The organism is Ureaplasma diversum NCTC 246, from assembly GCF_000731915.1.
GTDB classification, from domain to species: Bacteria; Bacillota_I; Bacilli_A; order Mycoplasmatales; family Mycoplasmoidaceae; genus Ureaplasma; species Ureaplasma diversum.
The window spans coordinates 1-24,470 of sequence record NZ_JFDP01000043.1; the positions used below are offsets into that span (position 1 = coordinate 1).

The window sequence follows — 24,470 nt, forward strand, 5'->3', positions numbered from 1 at the left end:
TAAAATAAGAAGTTTAATTACTTTAGTTAACGCTATTATTATGATTGATCATTCTTTATTTAAACAATTAAATTTCTGAACAATTCATCTTAGTATTATTAATTGAAGCTTATATTTTTCAACCTATCTAAAAATTGATCATTTTTATACAAATGATTGGAAAAAAGATGTGTTTGGTTTTATTAATTATCAACAAAAGAATGAACTTAAAATTACAAACACATCTGATTTTGGTTTTGTTAATTTCATTATTAAATACCATCATAATGATCGATTTAATGAAGCTTATGTAGTAGCTAATGAAATACTAAGAGAAGTATTATTAATAGGGGATGAACCTTGAATTAATCTATACCAAAAACTAAGTAGTAAATATAGTTTACAAAAAGTACAAGAACAACAAAAAATTACAATTTATGTTTTATTAAGTTTATAAATATGTAATAATTTTTATCGTTTTATTATGATTAAAATAAAGATGAATAGTTACAATAAATCGAAAACGATCCGTAATTACTTTTATACAACTAAGCAATATTTATATGTATTGTTTAGTTTTTTAATCATTTTAGCTATTGGTTTATTTATCTTTAATTGTTTATTTTATAACCAACAATGGATTTGAGAAATAGTTAGAAATAATATGAATCATTTAATTATTAATTATTTATATTTTCCTATTAGTTTGTTATTATTAGCACCAAGTTTATTATTAAGCGGGATCTCTTTACAAGGAAGTACTAAGAATCAATTAGCAGGACCTACTACACTTGGGATTTTTCCTTTGTGTGTACTTGGTTTATTATTAGCTCAGATTATGACTACTACTTTTTCATATCTATATATTGGATTTGGTTTAGGATTAGTTTTTAGTATTTTAGTGTTATTGATCCATTTCATTATTATTAATAAATATCCTAACAAACCAAGTGTTTCACTTGTGTTTGGATTTGTATTAGCTACTGTGATTACATCTATTAATGTATTAATAGCTACTAACTTTAAACAAGTTAATATTAGTTTTTTACAACTATTAGGTAATAGTAGTATTAAAGTGTCAACTAACCGGTTTATTTTAGGAATAGTTACTTTATCAGTTGGGTTGTTGATTTTAGTGATTAATGGATCTAAAATCAAATTAATTAATCAGAACTATGATCTAGCAACAGGGCTTGGGGCAAGAGTTAATTTAATTTATTGAAGTAATGCAGTTGCAAGTAGTTTAATTGGGATTAGTTGTTGTGTATTAGTTGGATCAGTAGCTTTAGTAGCTATTGTGATGCCTCATTTTGGAAGATTATTATTTAAAAGGTTTAATTATCAGACTCAAATTTGAGCAAGTATTTTAGCTACCATTATTTTTTTACAATTTGCTCATTCAATGGTTAGTGCTTTAGTTAAGATTAATTTAATTTATGTAACAGCTTTTATAGCTGCTATTCCTATGATTATATTAGTTAAGAAGCAAATGAAAACTTAAAGGGGTTAGTATGAACAATATTAGTTATTTCAAACCCCAACAAAAACCTAAAACTACTAAAAAGATCATTGTTAGTATAAGTTTAATAATAGGTACTATAGGGATTATTTTATTAAGTGTGGGATTAATATCACACTTCAGCAAACTTTTTATTTTATGAGAAAATTGAAAGTTTGTATTACAGTTAGTGATTTCAGGAATCTGTTTAGGAATTGGTGGGTTTTTAGTTCAAAGGATCACTAAGAACAGAGTTGTTGACACTTCACTTATGGGGATGGGAAACTTTAATTTAGTTTTAATTTCTTGTTTATTAGTATTTTTAGATTTAATTAAGTTTCAAAACCATCAACAATTAGAATATATTTTTCCTTTTATTTTCTTATTAGGATCATTAATAGTTAGCTTCTTAATTAATTATGTAGCTAAAGATAGTGGTGTTTTTATTAGTAAGAAAATAATTATTGCTGGGATCATTATTAATTTATTAACAATTATTTTTGCTCAATCTGCAAGATTGTTTATGAGTCTTGAAAATAGTGCAAGAATTAAAAGTTTAGTATTAGGGAATATAGCTATTAAAAGTGATTTTGAATTCAGTGTTAGTTCATTGTTTATGTTAATAGCTATTGTTTGATTAGGACTAAGAGCTAAATACATTGAGCATATGTGTACATCTGAATTAATTGCAATTCAGTTAGGGATTAACACTAAACAACTAATGCAAGAAATCTTAGTTTGTTTAAGTTTACTTGTAGCTGCAAGTTATAGTTTAAATGGTAATTTAGTGTTTGTTGGAATCTTTGCATCACACTCTGCTTTTAGAATTACAAAAAACCAGATCTTTAAAGGGATCTTTATTAGTGGGGGATTTGGTTTAATTAGTACTTTATTTGCTTTATTAATTTGTAAAGGTTTGTTTAATTTAGAAGCTAATCAAACTGCAATATTTATTCCATTATTGTGTGGAGTATATTTATTAATTAATCTTTTTATTAAAAGAAGACAATAAAAAAACCAGGAGCGTTTCCTGGTTTTTGTGTTAACTTTAATTTATTTTTAATTAAGCTAATTCAACTTTTGCGCCAAGTTCGTCAAACTTCTTCTTTAATTCGTTTGCTTCTTCAACTTTAACGTCTTCTTTAATTACGCTACCAGCAGTTTCAGCTGCAGCTTTAGCTTCCATTAATCCTAATCCAGTAATTTCACGGATAAGTTTAATAACACCAACTTTGTTAGCACCAGCTTCAAGTAATTTAATAGTTACTTCAGTTGGAGCTTCAGCAGCTGCAGGAGCTGCTGCCATTGCTACAGGAGCTGCAGCTGATACACCAAATTCAGTTTCAATTGCTTTAACTAAGTCGTTAAGTTCAAGCATTGACATTTCTTTAATTGCTGCGATAAATTGTTCAATAGTTAATTTAGATGACATAATACATTCCTCTATCTAAAGTGATATATAAATTAATTTGAATTATGATTCTTTCTTTTCAGCTACAGCTTTAAGACCATATAATACATTTCGTAATGGAGCTGTGAAGCAAGAAAGTAACATTGAGTATAGTCCTTCACGACCAGGGATTGCTGCGATTTGGTCGATCTTAGTTTTATCAGCAAATTTACCTTCAAGGAAGGCACCTTTGACTTTAACGAAATCAAATTCTTTTGCCACATCGTTAACAGCTTTAATAGCTGCAATTTCATCATCCATTGCAACAGCAACTGCATTAGGACCAGTTAGTTTGTCTTCAAAACCTTCATAAACATTAGCTTCTTTAAAAGCACGTTCTGAAATACTATTTTTTAAAACAAATAGTTTAGAGTTTGAAGCATGTAATACATTTCTTAATGCAAATACATTTGCTGCTGTTAATCCGTGGTATTCAAAAACGATAAATGACTTAGCGTTTTTTAAAACAGTTGCAATTTCTGCAACCTCTTGTTGCTTTTTAACAACATTTGGTCTAAGATTTGTCATTCTTTCTACCTCTATATTTTATTTTGGCAACATGCACAAGGCACTAAATATATTTTTTAGTAAGTGAATGTTAATCAAAATAACATTCATTTTAGATAATAAACCTCGGTAACAAATTAAGCCATTATTATAGCAGTTACTGTCTTTGGCATATTGCTAGTTAGAATTATACCATATTAGAGTATCTTTATTATGATTTATCTTAATATAGTAAAAGAATATATTATTTATAATAACTTATAGATTATTTATTAAATATATTAATAAGTGTTTAATTAAAAGATTTATAGTAATAAATTAAAGAGAACATTTAAAACTAAATTAAAACAACTTGTCAGACAAGTTAGATTTAAAACTAATTTAAAGATTATATAAGCATGAAAAAGTTATCTTTTTTGTTGGTTAATCATCATCTATAAAGATTTATAATAATACTACTTTATTAAAAAACTGTTGAAGTAGAGGGTAAAAAAATCTATGAAAGAAAAAGAACCAATTAAAAGAGTAGTAGTTGGTTTAAGTGGTGGGGTTGATTCTTCTGTTAGTGCTTTTTTATTAAAGCAACAAGGATATGAAGTAATTGGTTTATTTATGGTTAATTGAGATAGTGTTGCTAACCAAGAAACCAATTACTTATCAGACTCTAATAAAAAAGGATGTGAATCCCAACAAGACTATTTAGATGCTAAAAAAGTAGCTAAAAAGATCGGGATACCACTATATCGAGTTGAATTCATTAAAGAATATTGAGATCAAGTATTTGTTCACTTCATTAATGAATATAACAGCAACAGAACACCAAACCCTGATATTTTATGTAACCAGTTTATTAAGTTTGATAGCTTCTTAAATTATGCTAAAAAAACATTTAATTGCGATTATATCGCAATGGGTCACTATGCTCAAGTATCACATACTGATGATTTAAGCCACTTACTAAAAGCAGTTGATGAAAATAAAGATCAAACATATTTTTTATGTAATCTATCACAAGAACAATTACAACAAACTCTTTTTCCAATTGGTCACTTAACTAAAAAAGAAGTTAGAGCAATAGCTCAAAAGAATGGATTAATAACAGCTTCTAAAAAAGATTCAACAGGTATTTGTTTTATAGGGGAGCGAAACTTTAGAAACTTCTTAGCTAACTATATTCCTAACCAACCAGGAGATATAGTAGATATTATTACCAACCAAAAGGTTGGACAACATAATGGAACAATGTACTATACAATTGGTCAAAGAAAAGGACTTAATTTAGGAGGGATGGAACAACGATATTTTGTTTGTCAAAAAGATATTACAAACAAAATCATCTATGTTTCACCATTAAGTTTACAAGATCAATATTTAATGAGTACTAAAGCTTATATAGAGAACGTTAACTTCATTGAACCATATAATGAATATGAACCAGTAGATGTAAGGTTTAGACATCGGGGTGAATTAGTTAAAGTAACTAGTTTTAAAATTATTAAAGATGATGTATTAATAACATATCAAAAAAGTAAATCAATAACTCCAGGGCAATATGCTGTTTTTTATCAAAACCATAAATGTATTGGGGGCGGGGTTATTAAAGCTACTAATGCTAATAACCAAAAGCTTTAGTTAGTTAGTTAGTTAGTTAGTTAGTTAGTTAGTTAGTTAGTTAGACTAATCGCTAATCTTATTTAACTTAATTAATATAAACATTAAAAAACCTTAAAAAAGACACTAAAAAGTGTCAAAAATAAAGGTGTTATTACCTAATAAATATATAATTATAAGATAGAGATATAGTAGCTAAGTGAAGCTACTATTTTTAATCCCAATCTAACTTCTATAATGTCCTAAAAAGTGTATCCATAAAACTATATATAAAAATCGTACTTTTAGGGATATGTAAAACATATATTTTTTTATCAATTGTGTTATCCTATAAGTGAATTCGTGAGTGAAAGACACAATTCGTATCTATTTATATAGAATATCTTATATAAAATATCAATATGAATTAATGGACAAAATCTGTCCATTAAAATACTAGAAAGGTAATACCTATGAAAACTAAAAAAACGTTTCAAAAACGTTTATTAGCTTCTGTTTTTGGAGCAGTAGCTCTAGCAGGAGTTGTTGGAGCAGTTGCCGCTTCATGTACTGACACTAAACCTGGTCAAGTTAATTTACAACAAACTCAAGCCATTGCTTCTACTGAATCTAATTCTCAACAAGCAGCTGTTAAGGAAGACTATCAATTAGTTCAAACTGATGCCAACTCATTCTTTAGAACAGCTATGACTGACCCATATAAGACATTCGAAATGTTGGCTGAAAATTTAGACAAAGTTGGGTACAAAATTGAAGACCATGCTCCCTTAAAAGATAAAGGTTATAAAACATTTAAAGAGTATGCACAAGCTGTTAATACTAAAATCAAAGATTATGTAAAAGCTGTTGCGAATTTACCAAGAATTAAAGAACTTCGTAATAAAAACACAACTGTTTTATATGCAGAAACAACTCAAGGACTAAATGCTTCAGATGCTTCTAAATTAGATTTATACTACTACCAACAACCGACTTTATTCCCAATTCTATATGCAAACCCTGATTCACCTACTCCTGGTTTTGGATTACACTTCCCAAAACCAAACAGCCACAATGCTGATAAGTGATTTGACAGTTGATATGGAATTGGTGCAGCTCAAAATAATAGTGCAACTGACAATACTTGAAGAACTGGATTATACGAAGGTTTTAGCGGAACAGCAGATTATGTTTTCTACAACTACAACTCAAATAATTTATTAGGAGACACTACAAAAGAAGATTTTGAAAAATTCTTCAAAGAATCAATCAAAAACGATAAAGTTATCCCAGTTGATTTCCAATTCGATTACGCAAGTATTTGAGGACCTGTTGGTACGTTATACTTCGTTGATGCATATGCAAAACGTCTTGGTGTAACACAAGCTGATTTAGATACTATTAAAGATAAGAAACCAGAAATTCCTCAAACTCAAGAATACCTTCGTATTAAGGGTTCTGATAAAAAATTAGCTGTACACTTCTACAACTTATGAGACCATATGGTTATGTTAGGAATTCAACCTGACTACTCAAATAAAAATAGTAAAAAAGGTCGTTATCAAAAAGTTGCTGGTGTATTCGAAGGTTACATCAAAGACCTTTCAAAAACTGATTTTGAAACATTAGACTCACCTGATCAAGCTAAAATTACTTCAGCTAATTTATATGCTTATGCAACTAATGAAAGTCACTGAAATAGAACTATTAAACCTTTAGTTAAAGTTGATGGCGATGCTGCTTCTGCTTCAAAACCAGATGTTAAAGGTGTTTTCACTCAACGTGGAGATAATGATTTAACTACTTCACCATTTACACAATACTTCTATGACCGTAAAACTAACACTTTACATAAAGTTGTTGGTAAACCATCTGAAACAGGTAAAGGTAAAGGTAAAAAATTCGTTAACTGAGGAGACCAACCTGCTAGCTAGTCATTTTGGTAAAATTGTTTTATGGCAAACTTTAGTTTTGAAACATCTTTAGATATTAAAAACAAAAGTGTTTCTAAAAACGAACCGAAAGAACTAAAAGTTAAAAACAACAAATTTAATTGAAAAATTGTTGTTTTTTCTTTTCTAGCAGTTATTTCATTGTTCATACTTATTTTCTCTTCATTTTTTAGTGAAGGAAAAATAATCAATGTTCAAGAAACAATAAACAAGATTAATAATTTCCCACATATTTATGCTGTTAAGTTTGTTGGTATTCCTGTTGCTGTTTTCTTAACATCAATCGGATTTGCATTTAGTGGATATAGTATGCAAGCTGTATCACGAAACCCACTAGCAACACCTACAACATTAGGGTATATGCCTGCAGCTATGCTTGGGATGTTGGTATCTAAAGCTATTATTTCGAACGAAATTTATCTTCCAGTTATTTTAGGTATTACATTTGCTTCAATAATTATTGCTTTAAACTTCATTATGATGAAAGGTAATATATATGAAGCCGGGTTTAAGCCAATTTTAGTTGGTTTTGCCATTGGTGGAATGATGAATGGAGTTATTGTTCTTTTAGATAGATTTGTTAAAGATGTTAATGTAAAAGAAATTGGGTTCTTATACAACCCTGTTGTTTTCAATAATAGAATTCAACTATATATTTGTGGTAGTTTAATTTTAGCTAGTGGTATTTGTTTTATGGTTATGGCACCATATTACCAAATCATTGAAAGAGATGTTGTGCTAGCTAAATCACTTGGTATTAAAGTTGACCTTGTATTCTGGATGACTGGATTATTTGCAGTTGTGTGTACAGTTTGTTCAATTATTTTAATTGGACCATTAACACTTATTGGAATGGTAACACCACACGTTGCAAGAATCTTAAATCCAAGAGGAAGAGCTTGAGAAAATCTTTTATTATCAATGTTAATTTCAATTATTTTAATTGCATCATCACGTTGATTACTTGATACATATTCTGATTTTAATATCAATTTCTTCTCTGCGGTAGCAGCATTACCTGTGTTTGCTTACATCTTCTTCTCAAAGAGGTATCGTAAACATGTTGAATAAAAAAGAATTAGAAATCAAGAAAAAGATTTTCATACCTTATAAACTACTACCACTAACAACATTAATTGCTACTTTGGTAACAATTGCTATTATTTTGATATTAATTATTTTTGTATCAACAATTCCATTAGATTTTAATGTGCGAGCTAAAGCTGTTTCACGTGTGGTTATTCAATTAATAATTACAGGTGCTGCACTTGGTTCATCAAGTTATTTATTACAACGAATCTCAAAAAACCGATTTGCTGATGTTTCTATTTTAGGGATTGGAACAATTAACTTAATTGTTTTATGTTTCATGTCTTTAAATGTAGATATTTCAGTTGGGCATCAATTTGATGATTTAAAGAATAAAGAGCCAATTGCATTCATTATAACTAGTTGTTTATTAGCAATATTCTTTTTCTTAATTGCACGACAACGTGAAAACTTTAATTACAAAAAGTTAATTTTAATAGGTGTTATTCTAACATTCTTCTTGTATGCTTTTGCACAAACAGTCAAAGGATGATTAGATTACCATGGCGCACAATATGTTGCAGGAAAAGTAATTGGTACATCACACCAACAAACTGATAAAACAATTATTGCTTGTGGGGTTGTTGTAATCGTTGGTTTATTCTATTTATTAGTTAATAGTTATAAATTACAATTGATCGTTACTAACCAACAATTAGCTAAACAATTAGGTGTTAAGATTAATTTCCACTTATTTATGACCTTAGCAATTATAGGGGCTATGGTTGGTGCAAGTTATGCACTTTCTGGAGACTTTGTTTATATTGGTTTATTAGCTGGTAATGCAGCAATGCGGAAACGCAACAACAATTTAGGATTTGGTACAATAAATGCGGCAATGTTTGGGATCATCTCAACATTAATGACTTATTGGATAGCAATTCCTTTACTTAATTTAGATGTTGACCAGGTTGGTGCTTTGGTCCCAATTATTATGGGTCCATACTTCATTTATCGGGTTATTCGATCATAAAAGATTTTGCGACTACAAAGTCGCTTTTTCTTTTCTATATCTATTTTAGATATTGCTTTATTATAGGGTTTTTAGTATAATTTTAATCGTGTGTTGTCTTAATACACTTTTATTAGCATGTGGAAGGATTTTAAATAATCCATTAAACCACGTAGCGAATATCAATTTTATATTTTAATTATGAAAGAGGTGTTGCGTGTGGCTCCTAAAAAGAAAGAAGTTACAAGAATCGCAAAATTAAACCTTATTGGTGGGCAAGCTAAACCAGGACCTGCTTTAGCTTCAGTAGGGATTAATATGGCTGAATTTACTAAGTCATTTAACGATAAGACTAAAGACCAAAATGGTAAAGTAATTCCAGTTATTATTACAGCTTATAAAGATAAATCCTTTGATTATGTAATCAAAACAACTCCAGTTACTTATTTATTAAAAGAAGCAGCTAAGATTACATCTGGTGCAAAAGATTCTAAAAAACAAAAAGTGGCTACAATTTCTCGTGAAAAAGCACTTGAAATTGCTCGTTACAAACTAGTTGATATGACAGCTTATGATGAAGAAGCAGCATTAAGAATGATTGCTGGTTCTGCAAAACAAATGGGTATTGAAATTGAAGGCGTTAGTCCTTATAAGCAAGAAAAGAAGGTGAACTAATATATGGCAAAACTTTCTAAAAAATTAAAGGCAGCTTATCAAGATTTTGACAAACAAAAAGCATACCCATTACTTGAAGCTATTAAATTAGCTCAAAGCAAGTCAATTACTAAATTTGATGGATCAATCAATATTGCTGTTAAATTAAACTTAGATACTACTAAGGTTGAACAACAATTACGTGGTTCAATTTCATTACCACACGGAAATGGTAAAGCTGTTCGTGTATTATTATTAAGCGAAGATGTTACAAAAGAACAAGCAGCAGCTGTTGGTGCTGATTACTTTGGTGGTTCTGATTACATCCAAAACATTGAAAAAATGTTAAACCAAATTGATGTAATTATTACTAACCAAAAAATGATGCCACAACTTGCTAAATTAGGTAAGGTGTTAGGACCTCGTGGATTAATGCCAAACCCTAAGATTGGTACTGTAACTAATGATGTTCTAAAAGCAGTTGAAGAATTTAAAAAAGGTCGTTTAGAATACCGTACAGATACATATGGAAACATTCATATGGCAATTGGTCGTGTTTCATTTGACCCTGTTAAGATTGAAGAAAATGCAAATGCATTAATCAATTTAATTCGTGCTAAGAAACCATCAACAGTTAAAGGTCAATACATCCAAAACATTTCTGTAGCTCCTACAATGGGACCTGGTGTTAAGGTTGTTATTTCTAACAATTAATTAAAAAAGAACTCAACAGAAACACCAAGCTAAAACTTGGTGTTTTATTTTCAATAAGGTGTATAAATATTAGTTATATAATATATAATTAAAACTTAAATTGCACCAGATAGGAGCTGATAAGTTAATGAGTAGTAATGAAAGAGAATATCATATTTCATCCCTAGACCAGGCAATTGATGCTTCTAAAACAGCTATTGAATTTGAAAATGTTGTTTTTTCATATACAGAAGATCGTGTTGTATTAAACAATGTTTCATTTAGCATTGATGCAAATGAATATGTATGTATCATTGGACATAATGGATCTGGAAAATCTACTATTTCAAAAGTATTAACAGGTTTACTTAAACCAGCATCTGGTGTAATTAAGTTATTTGGTATTGAAATTAGTGCTGTTAACTTAAAATATTTAAGAAACAACATTGGAATTGTTTTCCAAAACCCTGATAACCAATTTGTTGGGATAACTGCAGAAGATGATATCGCTTTTGGATTAGAAAACCGAAAAGTACCACAAAATAAAATGTGAGATATTATTAATGAAGCAGCAGGTGCACTTGATATTCAACATCTTCTTAAAAAAGAATCACTTGAACTATCAGGGGGACAAAAACAACGTGTTGCCATTGCTTCTGTTTTAGCAATTAATCCTAAAGTTATTATCTTTGATGAATCAACAAGTATGTTAGATCCTAAAGGAAAAAGTGAACTTAAGGATTTAATGGTTTCATTACGAGATGTAGCTAAAAAAACAATTATTTCAATTACCCATGATATGGAAGAAGTAGTTCGTGCTGATAAAGTAATAGTAATGAACAAAGGTGAGGTTCAATTTATTGGTAAACCAAAAGATATTTTTGCTGATGAAGATAAATTAGTAAAAATGAAATTAGATATTCCTTTTACTTTAAAATTAGCTAAATTACTAAAAGATAAGGGAATGAAAATTGATTTAACCTTAGATAATGAGGAGTTAATTAACCAAATATGTCAAAGTTAAATAATTCCTTTCTATTTTCATTTAAAAAAGCAAGTAAACCAATAAGAACTGTTGATCCTAATCTAAGTGTTAAAGTAAGTAATTTATATGCAATCTATGATGAAAAAGCTGAAAACCAATTAGTTGCCTTAAACAATGTTTCTTTTGATTTCTTAAAAAATAAAATCTATTTTATTATTGGAAACTCAGGATCTGGGAAAAGTACATTAGTAACTCATTTTAATGGTTTATTAGTATCAAGATATGGATATGTTCAAGTTGGAGATATTGTTGTTGGGGATCATTTTGATTTAACTGATAAGTTATTAGCTGTTATTGATAGTAGAGATCATAAAGTTAATAACTTATTATGAAAGAACCAATTAGATCAATGAACCTTTTTAGTTTTATATTCTAATGAAGTAAATACACACCAAGCTAAGATCTTATTTGAAGCAATTTATAAACATAGACCAAAATCACTTTACTTTTTAAAGAATCCTGAATTTATTAAAAACCCTTATGTTCGTGCTAATACTAAAGTAGCAATTGTAAGGGTTAATAAAGATGTAATTTTAGAAATTAATGATAAATTAAGTTTTGATGACCTACAAGCTTTTGAATTTGTTAATAAACCAATTAAAACCAACTATAAGCGTTCTAAGAAATTAAAACGATTTAAAGATCTTCGTAAAAGAGTTGGATTTGTGTTCCAATTCCCTGAGTATCAATTATTTAAAGATACGATTGAAAAAGATATTATGTTTGGTCCAATGAACTTAGGTGTAAGTAAAATTGAAGCTAAAAAACGAGCTAAGATTTATCTTAACAAGTTAGGTTTAGATGATTCATATTTAGAACGTTCACCATTTGGTTTATCTGGGGGTCAGAAAAGACGGGTTGCAATTGCTGGTATTTTAGCAATGGAAAATGATGTTTTAGTTTTTGATGAACCAACAGCAGGTCTAGACCCTGCTGGTGAACAAGAAATGATGGATATCATTACTGATGCTAAAGCTAATAATAAAACAGTCTTTGTAATTACTCATACAATGGAACATGTCCTTGAAGTAGCTGATGAAGTTGTTTATATGGATCAAGGTGAAATTATTAAACACGGAACACCATATGATATTTTCTTTGATGATGAGATCATTAATAATTCATCAATTCAAGTGCCAAGAGTAATTGCTGTTATTAAATCATTACTTAAAGCAGATCAACAAAAATGAGCTCCGCTTATAAATGAATTTAAACCCAAAACAGTGCAAGAGCTAGCTGAAGCTATATCTACAATTAATAAACAAACAAAAAGGAGAAGTAAATAATGAGTTCAAATGCTTATATATTTAGAAGATCTCCGATTCATTCGCTAAACCCAGCGATTAAGTTTGTTTCATTTATTTTATTGATTGCAATGATCTTTTTACCATTAGGTTTTTTTGCTCAGATGATCATTGGGACTTTTATTTTAATAGTTTTCTTTGTAGCTAAATTACCAAAACGAATTTTATGAAATATTTTAAAGTCCGTACTGTTCTTGTTTGCTCTTCTATTGTTGATCAACTGAGCAACCTATAAAGATCCAGCTGCTATTTATGATATAAAAAGTCAAGCTAAAGTTATTTTAGGTTCAACACAATGAATTAATGGACCAATTTCATATCCACAATCTTTACCAATTAATGATAATAATCCAGCATCACTAACCAATAATTTAGTATCAACTATTTGGGGTGGAGAAATTAAAGGTTATTTAGATGCTAATACCATTAAAAACTTAATTAACCAACCTAATTATGGTATTGATAAGTTTTTAATTGAAAACAAGATTAGTGCATCTAGAGTTGATAATGTTTATAATGCATTAGCTAATAATGTTAAAGCTAACTATCTTAATTACTATGGATCTGAAGCTTTTGAATTAGCAAACAAAAAAAGCTTACCAATCGCTCATTTAGCTCGATATATGTCAACAACTCCTTGAACAATTAAAGGAATTAAACACTTTGGATTAGTTTTATCTGGAGTTGGTGATAGTGTTGGTTTAGCTAATACAGCTATTTATTACACACGAAGTGTAGTTGCACTTTCTCCAATTGCTTTACAATTAGCAATTTATATTTCTATTAAGATTTTCTTAATGATTACTTTATCTTCAATTCTAACTTCAACTACTTCATCTATTGAATTAACTAATGGATTAGAAGATTTATTAAGTCCTTTAAGAATTTTAAGATTACCAGTTTCTGAAGCTTCAATGATGATAGCTATCTCACTTCGTTTTATTCCATCATTATTAGATGAATCAAAACGAATCTTAAATGCTCAAGCCTCTCGTGGGGTTGACTTTAATAATGGTGGACCTCACCAAAAGATTAAATCATTAGTTTCTTTAGTTGTACCACTATTCTCAATTGCATTTAAAAAAGCTGATGATTTAGCAAATGCAATGGAAGCTAGATCATATAACCCACGATATGCAAGAACAAGATATCGTTCATTCCCATTAACAATCATTGATTTCTTACAATTTGCTATTTTATGTATTGTTGTTGGTTTCTTGATCTCTTTAGCTGTAATTAAGCTTTATTTCACACCATTTGGTTTATTTGAAGCTTCTGCTCTTTTCTTAAAATAACAAAAAATATAACTAACTATAAGTGATTAATTAAAGCTTATGGTTAGTTTTTGTTTTATAAGGGATTAAATGATATATTGGTTTAGTTTTGAATCGTAATTAGTACTTTTTAAATATAAAAGGATGTTTTAGGATTTAAGTGTTTTTGAATATATGCTTGATTAATTAAAACTATAAGGATGTTTTTAATTGTTGCTTTTGATAGGGTTGGAGTTAATTTAACATTTTTAGAATGTACTGCTTCTTAAGTTGTTCTAGTGAACTAGATTCCTTAGTTTGAAATCTTTAATTCAGCTAATTTGTTTTTGTTTTGTATAATTATAATACTTTCTAAACCATCTACTAATATTCACTAAATAGAATCAAAAATAACACCACTTTTAAAAAGTAATGTTATTAGTTAATGTAAATAAAAGTTAGGCTTAATGTTGTTCAAAAGCTCTTATTAAATCTCCTAAAGTTCTAATCTTTAAGATTTCACTATCATCTAGTTGAAAACCTACTTTATCTTCAACTTTCATAATTAAATTCATTGCAGCAAGAGAATCAATACCAATGTCTTTTAATGTAACATTTTTATTGTTCATATCTAGATTGATTTTATGTTCATTAGCTACTTGTTTAATAATTGCTTCAATATTCATATAATGATCTAACTACCTAATTCAATAACAATTTCATCATAGAACCGTTGTTCATTTTCTAGATTGTAATTGTCTAAATATCAATTAATAATTATTATAATACTTTTTAAATCTTGACTTAATTTATATTTGATATTTACTCTTAAATGCTTACTTAAATGTTTGAATTCTGGATAAGATAAAATAGCAGATCGCATGATTGATTCAATTTGACTTTTAAATTTATCTTCATCAAAATTAATTGCTGCATCATAACTATTAAAATATTTAGATCAATTGATTAATTGATAAAAAACTGGGTTGTTATTTAATGAGTTAACAAGATTAAACCGTTTAATAGGAATTGTTTTAATAACTTCTACTTCTTGTTTTTGTTCTTTTTCTTTAGTTTCATCGTTTTGTTTATCAAACGGGTTAATGGTTGGTTCATTATTAGTTGGTGTACTTTTTGGTTTAGTTTGTTTATGTGTGCTTGTCTGATGGTTTTTAGGTTTTGTGCTAGTTGGTTGTTTAGATGGATCAAATGATTTATGAGTTTCTGAGCTAATTGTTTTAGGTTCAGAACTTTTTATTTCTTGGTCATTATTTGGTTGAGTATTTTCTAGTTTTGGTTGATTATCAGATTGGTTTTGGTTTTGGGTAGATTCTGGTTGTTGTTGTTGTTGTTGTTGTTTAGGTAATTGATTAACAATAGTTGTTTGTTTATCTGGTTCCTGTTTGTTTTCTATTTTTGTTGTAGAATGATCAACTTGAAGATCAGATTTGGTTGGTGGTTGTTTAATTGTTGGTTGTTTAGGTTGTGTTTGTTCGGTTTGTAAATTGATAACTTTGGTTTGTTTAAGATCAATTTGTTTAGTATCAGCTGTTTCTAATTTTTGACTAATAAACTGTTCAGTTGTCTCATTATAAACTTTAATACTATAAACTCTATAAGCTCGTTTTTTACTTAAGTTTTTAAACTCATAAATTAATTTATTAGTTTTTGTTTCTGGTTTTTGTAGTAAGCTTTTATATAACATATTTTTATCATCAATTAATTCTAGATAAGATTGGGAATTAATTGGTTGTTTTGTATTAACTTCAACAACTAAATCAATACCAGCTGCTAAATCATCTTGATTATATAATAATTGTTTAATGGTTGGTTTTTGGTTAATATGAGTAATATCTTTATTAACTAATTGATTACTATCTTTTTGAACCTTAATTACATCTTCTTTAATAACATGTGGGTTAAATACTTCAGTTTTTGGATTCTTAGGAGTTGGTGCTTGTTCTTTGATGATTTGTTTTTCAGCTTGTTTTTGTTTTGGTTCAATTGTTTTAATTGGGACATTAATATAAACAGGTGGTTCTATTTTTTCTTCAGGTTGTGGTTTTAATTCCTGTTCTTTATCTTGTTTTATTTCATCTTTTGGTTGTTCTTCTTTTATTATTTTTGGTTGTTGGTTTTTATCTTGATTTAAAGATTTCTTGTCATCATTCTCATCGCTTAAATTTTCTTGTTTTTTAGGATCTTGGTTTTGTTTTGGTTTTAGATTAAAAAGAATACCAAGTGCAGTTGCAACCCCAATAATAATTAAACAAAAACAAGCTACTAAAGCACTTTTAAGTCGCTTTTTCATTACTTAACCTCTTTAAAGTTTTCATAATCATCAATCTCAGCTTTAAAAACTTTAATAATTGGTTTATTAAGAGTAGTAAAATCATTAGTAAAATTTAAGATAAATTCAATGTAATGGTTTTTAGTTGTTGAATAGTTAGTAATTAAAAATACTTTAAGTCTTGCTTTTTGTTTTTTAGGTAATCAGATCTGTTTACTTGCACGCTCATCAAATACTAGTTCATCTTTAATAAAGTCATAAACCATTCCTTTATCAATTTCTAATTCAATATAGATATTTTTAACCATTCTTTCTAAATTTAGTTGAGCGTGCGTTCATTTTAGTGATTTTTGCTCATTAGCTAGATTTCAATAAGTTAGTTCATAAGCTACTTCACGTAAAGCAATTCTCATTTCAGCTGGTTGATAATGACTTAAATAACTAATTCATGGTAGTTTTGTAACTGCTTTATTTTTAGTTAATCTAAGAGTTCGATGATCAATATCATTATCATGATCTCACCATAAATCAGAATAAGATTCATTAGCAGCCACTTCTTCTTCATTATTAATTTCACTTATATCAAAGAAGTTACTATATAAATAAGAAGCATTTGCTTTTGATCATCTAATATTTAGTTGGTGAGTAAAAACAGCTCAATCAAAAACAGTTGATGTTTTAACATCAGAGTTAATAACATGAGGGTTAACTGCAATATTAAAACTAAAGTTAAGCCGTTTCTTATAAACTGGTTTATTAACTAAATTAACCTTTCTTAGATCAATTCGCATACTTGATGTATATAATGTCTTTTTAGCTGTTGGTAATGATAAATTAGTTTGATAACTTTGGCTTGTTAACTCTTTAACTGGGATATTATTAAAATCTCCTAATGTTGAACTAACATTGATCACAAAATGATTAAGTGGTAAATGGTAGTTATGGATTACTTCAAAATCCACTTTAACTTCTAAAACTTCATTCTTGATCTCTATTTTAACCTCAGGTATATAATTAGTTGATGCATAATGATAAAATAGTCGATCATAAATATCGATGCGATAATTTGATTTAGTTTGACGATTATTAGTTGATATATATTCAATATTAGCATTATTAATGAACATAAAAGTATTGTGTAAAAAGATATTACACCCTCCTCATATCCCTAATTCGAGTAAGCTTTAAAGAATTTGAACAATTAACTCATTTTTTTATTCTATTAACTTATTTGTTTTGGTATAATTGTAGAGTTATGCACCTGTAGCTCAGTAGGATAGAGCATACGCCTTCTAAGCGTACGGTCAGGGGTTCGAATCCCTTCAGGTGCGCCATTAAAATTCATTTTGTGCCATCAAAAGTGGCACTTTTTTGCTAAAATATAGCCATTGCACCCATAGTTCAATCGGTTAGAATATATGCCTTCGAAGCATAGGGTTGGGAGTTCGAGTCTCTCTGGGTGCGCCATTATTAAACAATATCCTCCTTTCAAAAAGAAAACTAGGTTGTGATGGACCTAGTTTTTTATTATATTTATGTACCTTTATTAGCTTATATTGCATATAATTTAAATAAAGAACCAATTAAGATTGGAATTTAGGTTATGTTATTATCAATTCTATTTCATGTCTCTAAGAATGCAAACCATCTACAAGCTAATTTATCAGGCTTTTTAGACTTTGTACTAAAACATCCTAAGCAAGTTGAATTAATCCTAGTTGATGATGCATCTGATTCGCAAGTTTTAAGAATTGTAAAGCAAACTATTGATCCTAGTAAGCATAAAATTAAATACATCTACTTAAACCATCAACTTGGTCATGCTTATGCTTATAATTTAGCTACTAAGCATGCAAGAGGAAAATATGTTTGATACACTGGTAGTTTTAATGTCTTAAACAGAGATCTTGAAGATTCATTACTTAAACAAGTCCATGAAGATTTTGATGTGATTAGTTTTAATTTAGCAGATGATGTTAATAAAGCAACAACAGCAGTTCATACTACATTTAGTCCTGAAATGATTATTAATTATTGAGAATCAATTTCTAATAAAATCATTAATCGAGCTTGATTAGTGGCAAATGATATTTCATTTGCTTATGGTAAATGATTCCCAGCTCTTTTTAACTTTGCTCTTTTTAAAAACTTTAAGACTTGAAAACATATGGATGCTTGTTTATTAGCTAATACTAAACAAGATTGTGTAATCTATAACATTTATGATTTATTACAACAAATTAAACCCCTTTATCAAGCTTTTGTGAACAATAGTTGAAAAGATGTTTATAATCAAGAACTATGTTATTGAGCCACAGGGATTTGTTTACATACATTTATGCGACAAATCTATAAGATCTACTCTAATGAAGATGTAGATCAAATTAAAGATAAAGAACAGTTGAATATTATCCAAAATGCTTGTGAGAATGCTCTTAAGTATTTACAAACATATTTTTCTAACTATGCATCTAATAAGTATGTAAAGAAATATCAAAACCGTTTATTTAAATATTTTTTAAAATAAGAAGGAGCGTTTAAGTGTCTTTAGATGATTCACAACCAATTACAGTAACTAATGATGAATTAATAGAAAATAAACAACAACAACAACAAGAAGAAGAAGAAGAAGAAGAAGAGTATGAACCAGCCAGAGCACTTAAACGCTTTGGTGTTGCTTTTTGTGACTTCTTGTTTGTTTCATTAATCTGTTTTTGTATCGTTTTCTTATTTTTTATTAATTCAGCTTTTAGTATTAAGGATCTATTTTCAAAACTAGATCCTAATAATATTAAAACCCCAGAACCTTGAAGAATCTTTATGATTACAGTTAGTTCTTTTATTATTTATAATCTATACTTTTGAATCATCCCTTTATTTAATAAAGGAAGAACCTTGTTTAAGATGGTTTTTAAGTTAAGAGTGATTAGTACAATTAAGCAGAATTGTACTAAAACCCTAGCTTTAGCTTTGTTTAAACATAATTTATTAACTTGGTTTATTTTTATGTTAATTAGTTTATTAATAACTAGTTTTACTTTTATTTTTAAAGATAATCCTAAACTTTATTTAGAGTTTGTGCAAAGTTCAATTAGTTTAAGTTCATCAAAGAATACAAGTTCTACTTTAGTTGAAATCTTGAGTGTATTAACTAAATCATTGTATTCAATTACAGGTTTAATTTCTTCAGTTGTACTTATTCATATGTTTATGAATTCTAAAAAAACAGCTTTACATGATCAAATTGCTAAAGTAGTTGTTTTAGACTTAACTAAAGAACCAACTTACAAGAAACCAACAAACCCAGATAATCCACTTAAGAAGCATAATAATTTAAAACAATTTGCTACTGAATTAGATAAGATAAATGATAAATAAGGAGTTGTAGTATGTCTACTAAGATTGATTATTCAAAACTTAATCCCGAACAAAAAGAAGCAGTAACAACCCCAGCAGATGCACAAGTTTTAGTTGTTGCAGGGGCTGGAACTGGGAAGACATCAGTGCTAACTCAACGAATCGCTTATTTAATTGCTGAACTTAATTTTGACCCTAAAAAGATCTTAGGGTTTACTTTTACTAATAAAGCAGCAGATGAAATGAAAGAGCGAGTTAAAAAAACTATTCCAGTTAGTTTACCTCACCTTGGTACTTTTCATTCAATCTGTATTAAAATCCTAAGAAAAGAAATCCATTTATTAGATTACAAACAACAATTCCAAATTGTTGATGAAGACGATCAAGAAGTATTAGTTAAAGAAATTATTGATGAACTAGCTTATGATAAAAAAGAATATAAAGCTAAGGATTTAATTTCATTATTTTCTAAATTAAAATCAATGCAAGATTATAGTGGTTCTTTATTAGATGATCAATCTAATTGAATCCGATTTAATATTAAAAGTAGAAACTATGCTCGTAATCTAACTAAAGCTTTTAGATTATATAATGAACGATTACATCGTTTTAATTACTTAGACTTTGAAGACATTCTTAATTTCACTCATAAGATCTTAAGTACTAATAGTGAAGTATTAGCTCATTGACAAGATCAATTTGACTATATATTAGTTGATGAGTTTCAAGATACTAACCCAATTCAATATGAATTAGTTAAATTATTAGCTAATAAACATAAACGTCTATTTGTAGTTGGTGATCCAGATCAAATGATCTATTCATTTAGAGGGGCTAAACAATCAATTATTAATCAATTTAGTAGTGTATATGAAAATGCTTTAGTAATTGTACTTAAAACTAATTATCGATCAACTCAACAAATATTAGATGCAGCTAATCAATTAATTAATGTTAATACACGATTAATTAAAAAGGAATTAGTAAGTTTTAGTGGATCTGGAAATAAACCAAAATATCACAGAGCTGATGATTCAATGAAAGAAGCTAGTTGGGTTGCAAATGAGATCAAAAACTTATTAAATCCAAATAATAACTTTAATGCTAAACCCCAAGAAATAGCAGTTTTATATCGATCTAACTATTTAAGTCGAGAAATTGAACAGGCGATTATTCGTGAAGGAATTAATTACAACATCTTAGGTGGTTATAAATTCTATCAAAGAGAAGAAATCAAAGACATTATGGCTTATTTAAAAGTAGTTAATAACTTTGATGAACTATCTTTATTAAGAATTGTTAACAAACCAAGACGGGGCATCTCAAACGATTGTTTTTCTAAATTAAAGAAATATAGTCAAGAACAAGAAATAGAAATGGTTCAAGTTTTTGAACAAATTGAACAATTAACTGATTTCTTTGGAGCAGCTCAAATTAAAGCTGTTAAAACATTTTATGATCAAATCCTAACTATTAGAATTAAAAATGCTAACCAATCATTTTTAGATTTAATAGATTTAATTACTGAAACTTTTAAATATAAAGACTTCTTAGAAACAAATTATCCAGATAAGTATCAAGATAAAATCGAAAACATTGATTCATTAAAGAGTGCTATTGATTATTTCTTAAACAAAAACAATGATGCTACATTAACTGATTTTATTAATGAAGTAGCTTTATATACTGCTCAAGATGATACAAAAATTAAAGAAGATGCAATTACATTAATGACTGTACATACTTCTAAAGGTTTAGAGTTTGATTATGTTTTCATCATTGGAATGAATGATGATGTATTCCCATCTCGTAGAGCAATCGAAGAAGATTATAAAGCACTTGCTGAAGAACGAAGAATTGCATATGTTGCTTTAACTAGAGCAAGAAAACAACTTTATTTATCTTCATCAAGTGGTTATAGTTTTGTTAATAAAGTTAACAAAACAGAAAGCCGTTTCATTAAAGAAATGGGTTTAAATAATTTAGATATTGTTAAAAGTAACTTAATAACTAACAAACCAGCTAGTATGTCTTATTCTGAATACATTAAACAAGAAGAAGAGCGAAGTTGGTTTGATACCCAAAAGCGTAATGAAGCAATAGCTGCTAATTACTATGATGATTTAGAAAATAATTATGTAGTTGGTGAACAAATTGTTCATGATGTTTTTGGTATAGGAACAGTAATTGATGTGATCGATGAACGAATCAAAATTTATTTCACTAAATTAAACCAATCTAAAGAATTAGCATATAACCATAAATCGATTAAGCGAAAAAGTGCTTAATTAATTTATTAAGTTTTATATATTTAATTGGTATTGGAGTAAAAATATGGACAAGAAAATTGTTCTAAGAGAGAGAGAGAGAGAAGTTAAGGTTTAAGGGGTTTGATAATCAATGAATTAAAAACAAACTAGCTTCGTTGGCTACAATTTCACGAGGTACATCCCCCTTACCAATCAGTGATTATATAACATCTTCAGAAGATGGAATACACTGGATCAAAATTGGTGATGCTCCATCATTAGGGCATTTTATTGAAAAAACTTCTGAAAAGATCAAACCATCAGGGATAGGTATGTCTTTAGAAGTTTATCCGAATGATTTGATTTTATCAACTCAATGAGTTTTGGTAAACCTTATATATCTAAGATTTATGGATGTATTCACAACGGGTGATTACTCATTCGTAGTAAAGATAATAGAATTGATTCATTTTTTCTTTGTTATTTAATGTCTACACAACAAATGTTTAAACAACATAAAAGCTTAGCTGTTGGTAGTGTTATAAATAACCTTACAATTGATATTGCTTCAAATATCGAAATTTATACCCCTGATATTTCTGAACAACAAAAAATCGCGAACTTCTTCATTCAACTAGACAATTTAATCTCACTTCAATCTAAAAAAGTCCAAAAACTAAAAGATATCAAAAATGGATGTTTAAATAAGATGTTTGTTTAATTTTTATACAATATAAATCATTAGAATAGAAGGAACTATTTCCTTCTTTTTCTTTCCTTATCTGTGTCCCATAAAATAAAAATCTGTCCCAAAGTGTTAAAATATTATTAACGAATTAATAGGAGATATACAACAATTTTATGAAAAAGGCACAAGTTATTAACTTAATAAAATATCATACTGAAGAGAATAATATTGCATTTAGAGATCAAGCATATGAAATTGCTGATGAATTTGAAAAAAATGGAGATTTAGAACTAGGACAATATATAATGGCTCTTCTATCATCTACTAATACATTTGTTGCTAGAATGAATGAGCATGATCTAACATTTTTAAAGAAGATGGAAAATAGTAGCGATCCATTAAGATTCCCAGAACAAATTAAAGATGATGTAATTGGTATTATTAATGCAATTGAACATAACTTTGGTGTTAATAAGTTTTTGTTTATTGGTGATCTGGGAACTGGTAAAAAACAAATAGCTAAACAAATATCTAAAATCTTAAATAGAGATTTACATATTGTTGATTTTAATATGCTTGTAGATAATAAATTAGAACAAAGCATAAAAAACATAGCTACTTTATTTGATCAGATTAATAATAACATTAATCCTAATGAATCAATTATCTTGTTAGATGAAATCATACCAATTGGATTAGATTCATTAAATTGCAATGATTTAAGAGAAATAAGAAGAGTAACAAATGCTATTGTTAAAGGTTTAGATTCACTTAATGAAAATGTTTTATTAATAGCTACATCAAATCTTTATAAATATTTAGATAAAGCTTTAATTAAAAGATTTGATGCTGTAATCGATTTTAATAGATACAGTAGAGAAGATTTAATAAAAGTTGCAGAAATCTTTTTAGATTTCTATTTATCTAAATCCTTATCACTTACAAGAAATATTAGAATCTTCTACAAAATCATTAATTTATTTGATAAAATCCCATATCCTGGTGATCTTAAAAAGATCATTAAAACATCAATTTCATTTAGTAATCCAAATGATCAGTTTGACTATTTAAGAAGATTATATTTAGCAGTTACTAATTCAAGTTCAAAAGATCTAAAAACATTACAACAACAAGGTTTTAGTATAAGAGAAATAGAAATATTAACAGGTATTTCTAAAAGCCAGGTCAGTCGTATTTTAAGTAGTAGTTAACTATTAATGAGATTACTAACTAAATACAAATAAATCACTTCAAAATTCTTTAATCCTTAAATATCATCTATTAAATTATTTATCTAATAGGTTGTATTTATCATCTAATTAAATAATCAGTGTTAATATTAATATATCTAGTAATTGAGAATAATTACATAGTAGGGGTGTGATTGTAATGATATATTCAAATAGAAGGAGATTATATTTAAGTGGATGATTTCAAAAATATCATCCTGTTTCTTATAATATCCCAATAAAGTTTCATAAGTTTTTAGTTCTTTATGAAATGATGTGTAAAGTATTAAATCAAGAATATGATTTTAGTAATTTACAAGGATGAGCTAATGGACCTGTTTTTAGTAGTGTATGAGGAGACTATAGTAAAGATCGATATGAATTTGATAAATTGGCTCTAATAGAACTAGGATTAAAATCATTAAACATCAATGAAGAAATAGCTAAAAAGTGTGCTTTTATTGTTGATTCTATTTCGTGTGATGAATTAGTTCAAATAGTACATCAACTAAATATTTGAAAATCTAAAGAAGATGAGATTGTTTCAAATACCTATCGACTATCTTTAGATGAAAAAGATTTTAATGAAGCTGATCAATCATTAATTATGAATTTATATAATATGTATTCAATTGATTTAATAGATAGTTCAAAAGTTTTTCAAATCAATGAAAAGTATTTTGTTTTTAAT

Annotated in this window: 24 protein-coding genes, 2 tRNA genes and 1 other annotated feature; of the genes, 21 read left to right on the top strand and 5 right to left on the bottom strand. The window is 28.0% G+C overall.

Annotated elements, in window-relative coordinates; all coding sequences use genetic code 4:
• The 3 genes from UDIV_RS04520 to UDIV_RS01750 all read left to right on the top strand — a co-directional run.
• Positions 1-436: hypothetical protein (locus UDIV_RS04520; protein ID WP_038102511.1), on the top strand; the 436-nt coding region annotated here is incomplete at its 5' end.
• 42 nt (positions 437-478) lie between these two features.
• Positions 479-1,480: an iron chelate uptake ABC transporter family permease subunit gene (locus UDIV_RS01745; RefSeq protein ID WP_197021670.1), complete on the top strand. Its 1,002-nt coding sequence runs from the start codon at positions 479-481 to the stop codon at positions 1,478-1,480.
• Positions 1,481-1,490: 10 nt separating this feature from the next.
• Positions 1,491-2,489, top strand: coding sequence for an iron chelate uptake ABC transporter family permease subunit (locus tag UDIV_RS01750; protein WP_051749422.1), 999 nt, complete (start codon positions 1,491-1,493; stop codon positions 2,487-2,489).
• 51 nt (positions 2,490-2,540) lie between these two features.
• On the opposite strand, the gene rplL is transcribed toward UDIV_RS01750, so the two are convergent.
• A complete protein-coding gene (gene rplL / locus UDIV_RS01755) occupies positions 2,541-2,909 on the bottom strand; it encodes a 50S ribosomal protein L7/L12 (protein ID WP_038102513.1) in 369 nt (122 codons plus the stop codon).
• A 42-nt stretch (positions 2,910-2,951) separates the two neighbouring features.
• Positions 2,952-3,455: a 50S ribosomal protein L10 gene (rplJ, locus tag UDIV_RS01760; RefSeq protein ID WP_038102515.1), complete on the bottom strand. Its 504-nt coding sequence runs from the start codon at positions 3,453-3,455 to the stop codon at positions 2,952-2,954.
• A gap of 67 nt (positions 3,456-3,522) precedes the next feature.
• Positions 3,523-3,622: a sequence feature (ribosomal protein L10 leader region), on the bottom strand.
• Positions 3,623-3,932: 310 nt separating this feature from the next.
• Between rplJ and mnmA the strand changes: the two genes are divergently transcribed.
• From mnmA to UDIV_RS01805, 9 genes are all read left to right on the top strand, one after another.
• Positions 3,933-5,066: a tRNA 2-thiouridine(34) synthase MnmA gene (gene mnmA, locus UDIV_RS01765; protein ID WP_038102516.1), complete on the top strand. Its 1,134-nt coding sequence runs from the start codon at positions 3,933-3,935 to the stop codon at positions 5,064-5,066.
• A 431-nt stretch (positions 5,067-5,497) separates the two neighbouring features.
• Positions 5,498-6,958: a Vmc-like lipoprotein signal peptide domain-containing protein gene (locus tag UDIV_RS01770; RefSeq protein WP_051749424.1), complete on the top strand. Its 1,461-nt coding sequence runs from the start codon at positions 5,498-5,500 to the stop codon at positions 6,956-6,958.
• A 21-nt stretch (positions 6,959-6,979) separates the two neighbouring features.
• On the top strand, positions 6,980-8,047 hold the full coding sequence (locus UDIV_RS01775) for an iron chelate uptake ABC transporter family permease subunit (RefSeq protein WP_081847808.1): 1,068 nt from the start codon (positions 6,980-6,982) through the stop codon (positions 8,045-8,047).
• Entirely contained in the window at positions 8,037-9,038 is a 1,002-nt protein-coding gene (locus tag UDIV_RS01780; protein WP_051749426.1) for an iron ABC transporter permease, read from the top strand. The genes UDIV_RS01775 and UDIV_RS01780 overlap by 11 nt, the downstream gene beginning before the upstream one ends.
• Positions 9,039-9,218: 180 nt before the next feature.
• Positions 9,219-9,692 (top strand): 50S ribosomal protein L11, encoded by a 474-nt coding sequence (gene rplK, locus UDIV_RS01785; RefSeq protein ID WP_038102519.1) that lies wholly within the window; start codon positions 9,219-9,221, stop codon positions 9,690-9,692.
• A 3-nt stretch (positions 9,693-9,695) separates the two neighbouring features.
• Positions 9,696-10,385 carry a 50S ribosomal protein L1 gene (gene rplA, locus UDIV_RS01790; RefSeq protein ID WP_038102520.1) on the top strand — a complete coding sequence of 230 codons (690 nt, stop codon included), beginning with the start codon at positions 9,696-9,698 and terminating at the stop codon, positions 10,383-10,385.
• Between the two features lie 127 nt (positions 10,386-10,512).
• Positions 10,513-11,388, top strand: coding sequence for an energy-coupling factor transporter ATPase (locus UDIV_RS01795; protein ID WP_038102521.1), 876 nt, complete (start codon positions 10,513-10,515; stop codon positions 11,386-11,388).
• Entirely contained in the window at positions 11,376-12,695 is a 1,320-nt protein-coding gene (locus tag UDIV_RS04205) for an ATP-binding cassette domain-containing protein (protein ID WP_051749428.1), read from the top strand. The genes UDIV_RS01795 and UDIV_RS04205 overlap by 13 nt, the downstream gene beginning before the upstream one ends.
• Positions 12,695-14,008, top strand: coding sequence for an energy-coupling factor transporter transmembrane component T (locus UDIV_RS01805; protein ID WP_038102523.1), 1,314 nt, complete (start codon positions 12,695-12,697; stop codon positions 14,006-14,008). Before UDIV_RS04205 ends, UDIV_RS01805 begins: the two co-directional genes overlap by 1 nt.
• A gap of 422 nt (positions 14,009-14,430) precedes the next feature.
• Here UDIV_RS01805 and UDIV_RS01810 read toward each other — a convergent pair whose 3' ends face one another.
• From UDIV_RS01810 to UDIV_RS01820, 3 genes are read right to left on the bottom strand one after another with little or no spacing between them, the layout of a single operon-like run.
• Positions 14,431-14,652, bottom strand: a complete 222-nt coding sequence (locus tag UDIV_RS01810) for an acyl carrier protein (protein ID WP_038102528.1) — start codon at positions 14,650-14,652, stop codon at positions 14,431-14,433.
• Between the two features lie 8 nt (positions 14,653-14,660).
• On the bottom strand, positions 14,661-16,277 hold the full coding sequence (locus UDIV_RS01815; RefSeq protein WP_038102529.1) for a DUF5452 domain-containing protein: 1,617 nt from the start codon (positions 16,275-16,277) through the stop codon (positions 14,661-14,663).
• Positions 16,277-17,383 carry a hypothetical protein gene (locus tag UDIV_RS01820; protein ID WP_038102530.1) on the bottom strand — a complete coding sequence of 369 codons (1,107 nt, stop codon included), beginning with the start codon at positions 17,381-17,383 and terminating at the stop codon, positions 16,277-16,279. The genes UDIV_RS01815 and UDIV_RS01820 overlap by 1 nt, the downstream gene beginning before the upstream one ends.
• A gap of 130 nt (positions 17,384-17,513) precedes the next feature.
• Between UDIV_RS01820 and UDIV_RS01825 the strand changes: the two genes are divergently transcribed.
• The 9 genes from UDIV_RS01825 to UDIV_RS01865 all read left to right on the top strand — a co-directional run.
• Positions 17,514-17,590 (top strand) — tRNA-Arg (locus UDIV_RS01825).
• Between the two features lie 56 nt (positions 17,591-17,646).
• A tRNA-Arg gene (locus UDIV_RS01830) sits at positions 17,647-17,723 on the top strand.
• 136 nt (positions 17,724-17,859) lie between these two features.
• Entirely contained in the window at positions 17,860-18,783 is a 924-nt protein-coding gene (locus UDIV_RS01835; RefSeq protein WP_038102533.1) for a glycosyltransferase family 2 protein, read from the top strand.
• Between the two features lie 14 nt (positions 18,784-18,797).
• Entirely contained in the window at positions 18,798-19,634 is an 837-nt protein-coding gene (locus tag UDIV_RS01840) for an RDD family protein (RefSeq protein ID WP_051749430.1), read from the top strand.
• Positions 19,635-19,645: 11 nt separating this feature from the next.
• A complete protein-coding gene (locus tag UDIV_RS01845; RefSeq protein WP_038102536.1) occupies positions 19,646-21,901 on the top strand; it encodes an ATP-dependent helicase in 2,256 nt (751 codons plus the stop codon).
• A gap of 137 nt (positions 21,902-22,038) precedes the next feature.
• Complete coding sequence (locus UDIV_RS04525) at positions 22,039-22,350, top strand: restriction endonuclease subunit S domain-containing protein (protein ID WP_051749433.1); 312 nt, start codon at positions 22,039-22,041, stop codon at positions 22,348-22,350.
• Complete coding sequence (locus tag UDIV_RS01855) at positions 22,350-22,583, top strand: restriction endonuclease subunit S (protein ID WP_051749435.1); 234 nt, start codon at positions 22,350-22,352, stop codon at positions 22,581-22,583. The genes UDIV_RS04525 and UDIV_RS01855 overlap by 1 nt, the downstream gene beginning before the upstream one ends.
• Positions 22,584-22,723: 140 nt before the next feature.
• On the top strand, positions 22,724-23,761 hold the full coding sequence (locus tag UDIV_RS01860) for an AAA family ATPase (protein ID WP_038102539.1): 1,038 nt from the start codon (positions 22,724-22,726) through the stop codon (positions 23,759-23,761).
• Positions 23,762-23,939: 178 nt separating this feature from the next.
• Positions 23,940-24,470 (top strand): hypothetical protein (locus UDIV_RS01865; RefSeq protein ID WP_038102554.1); only part of this gene is annotated, 531 nt, incomplete at its 3' end.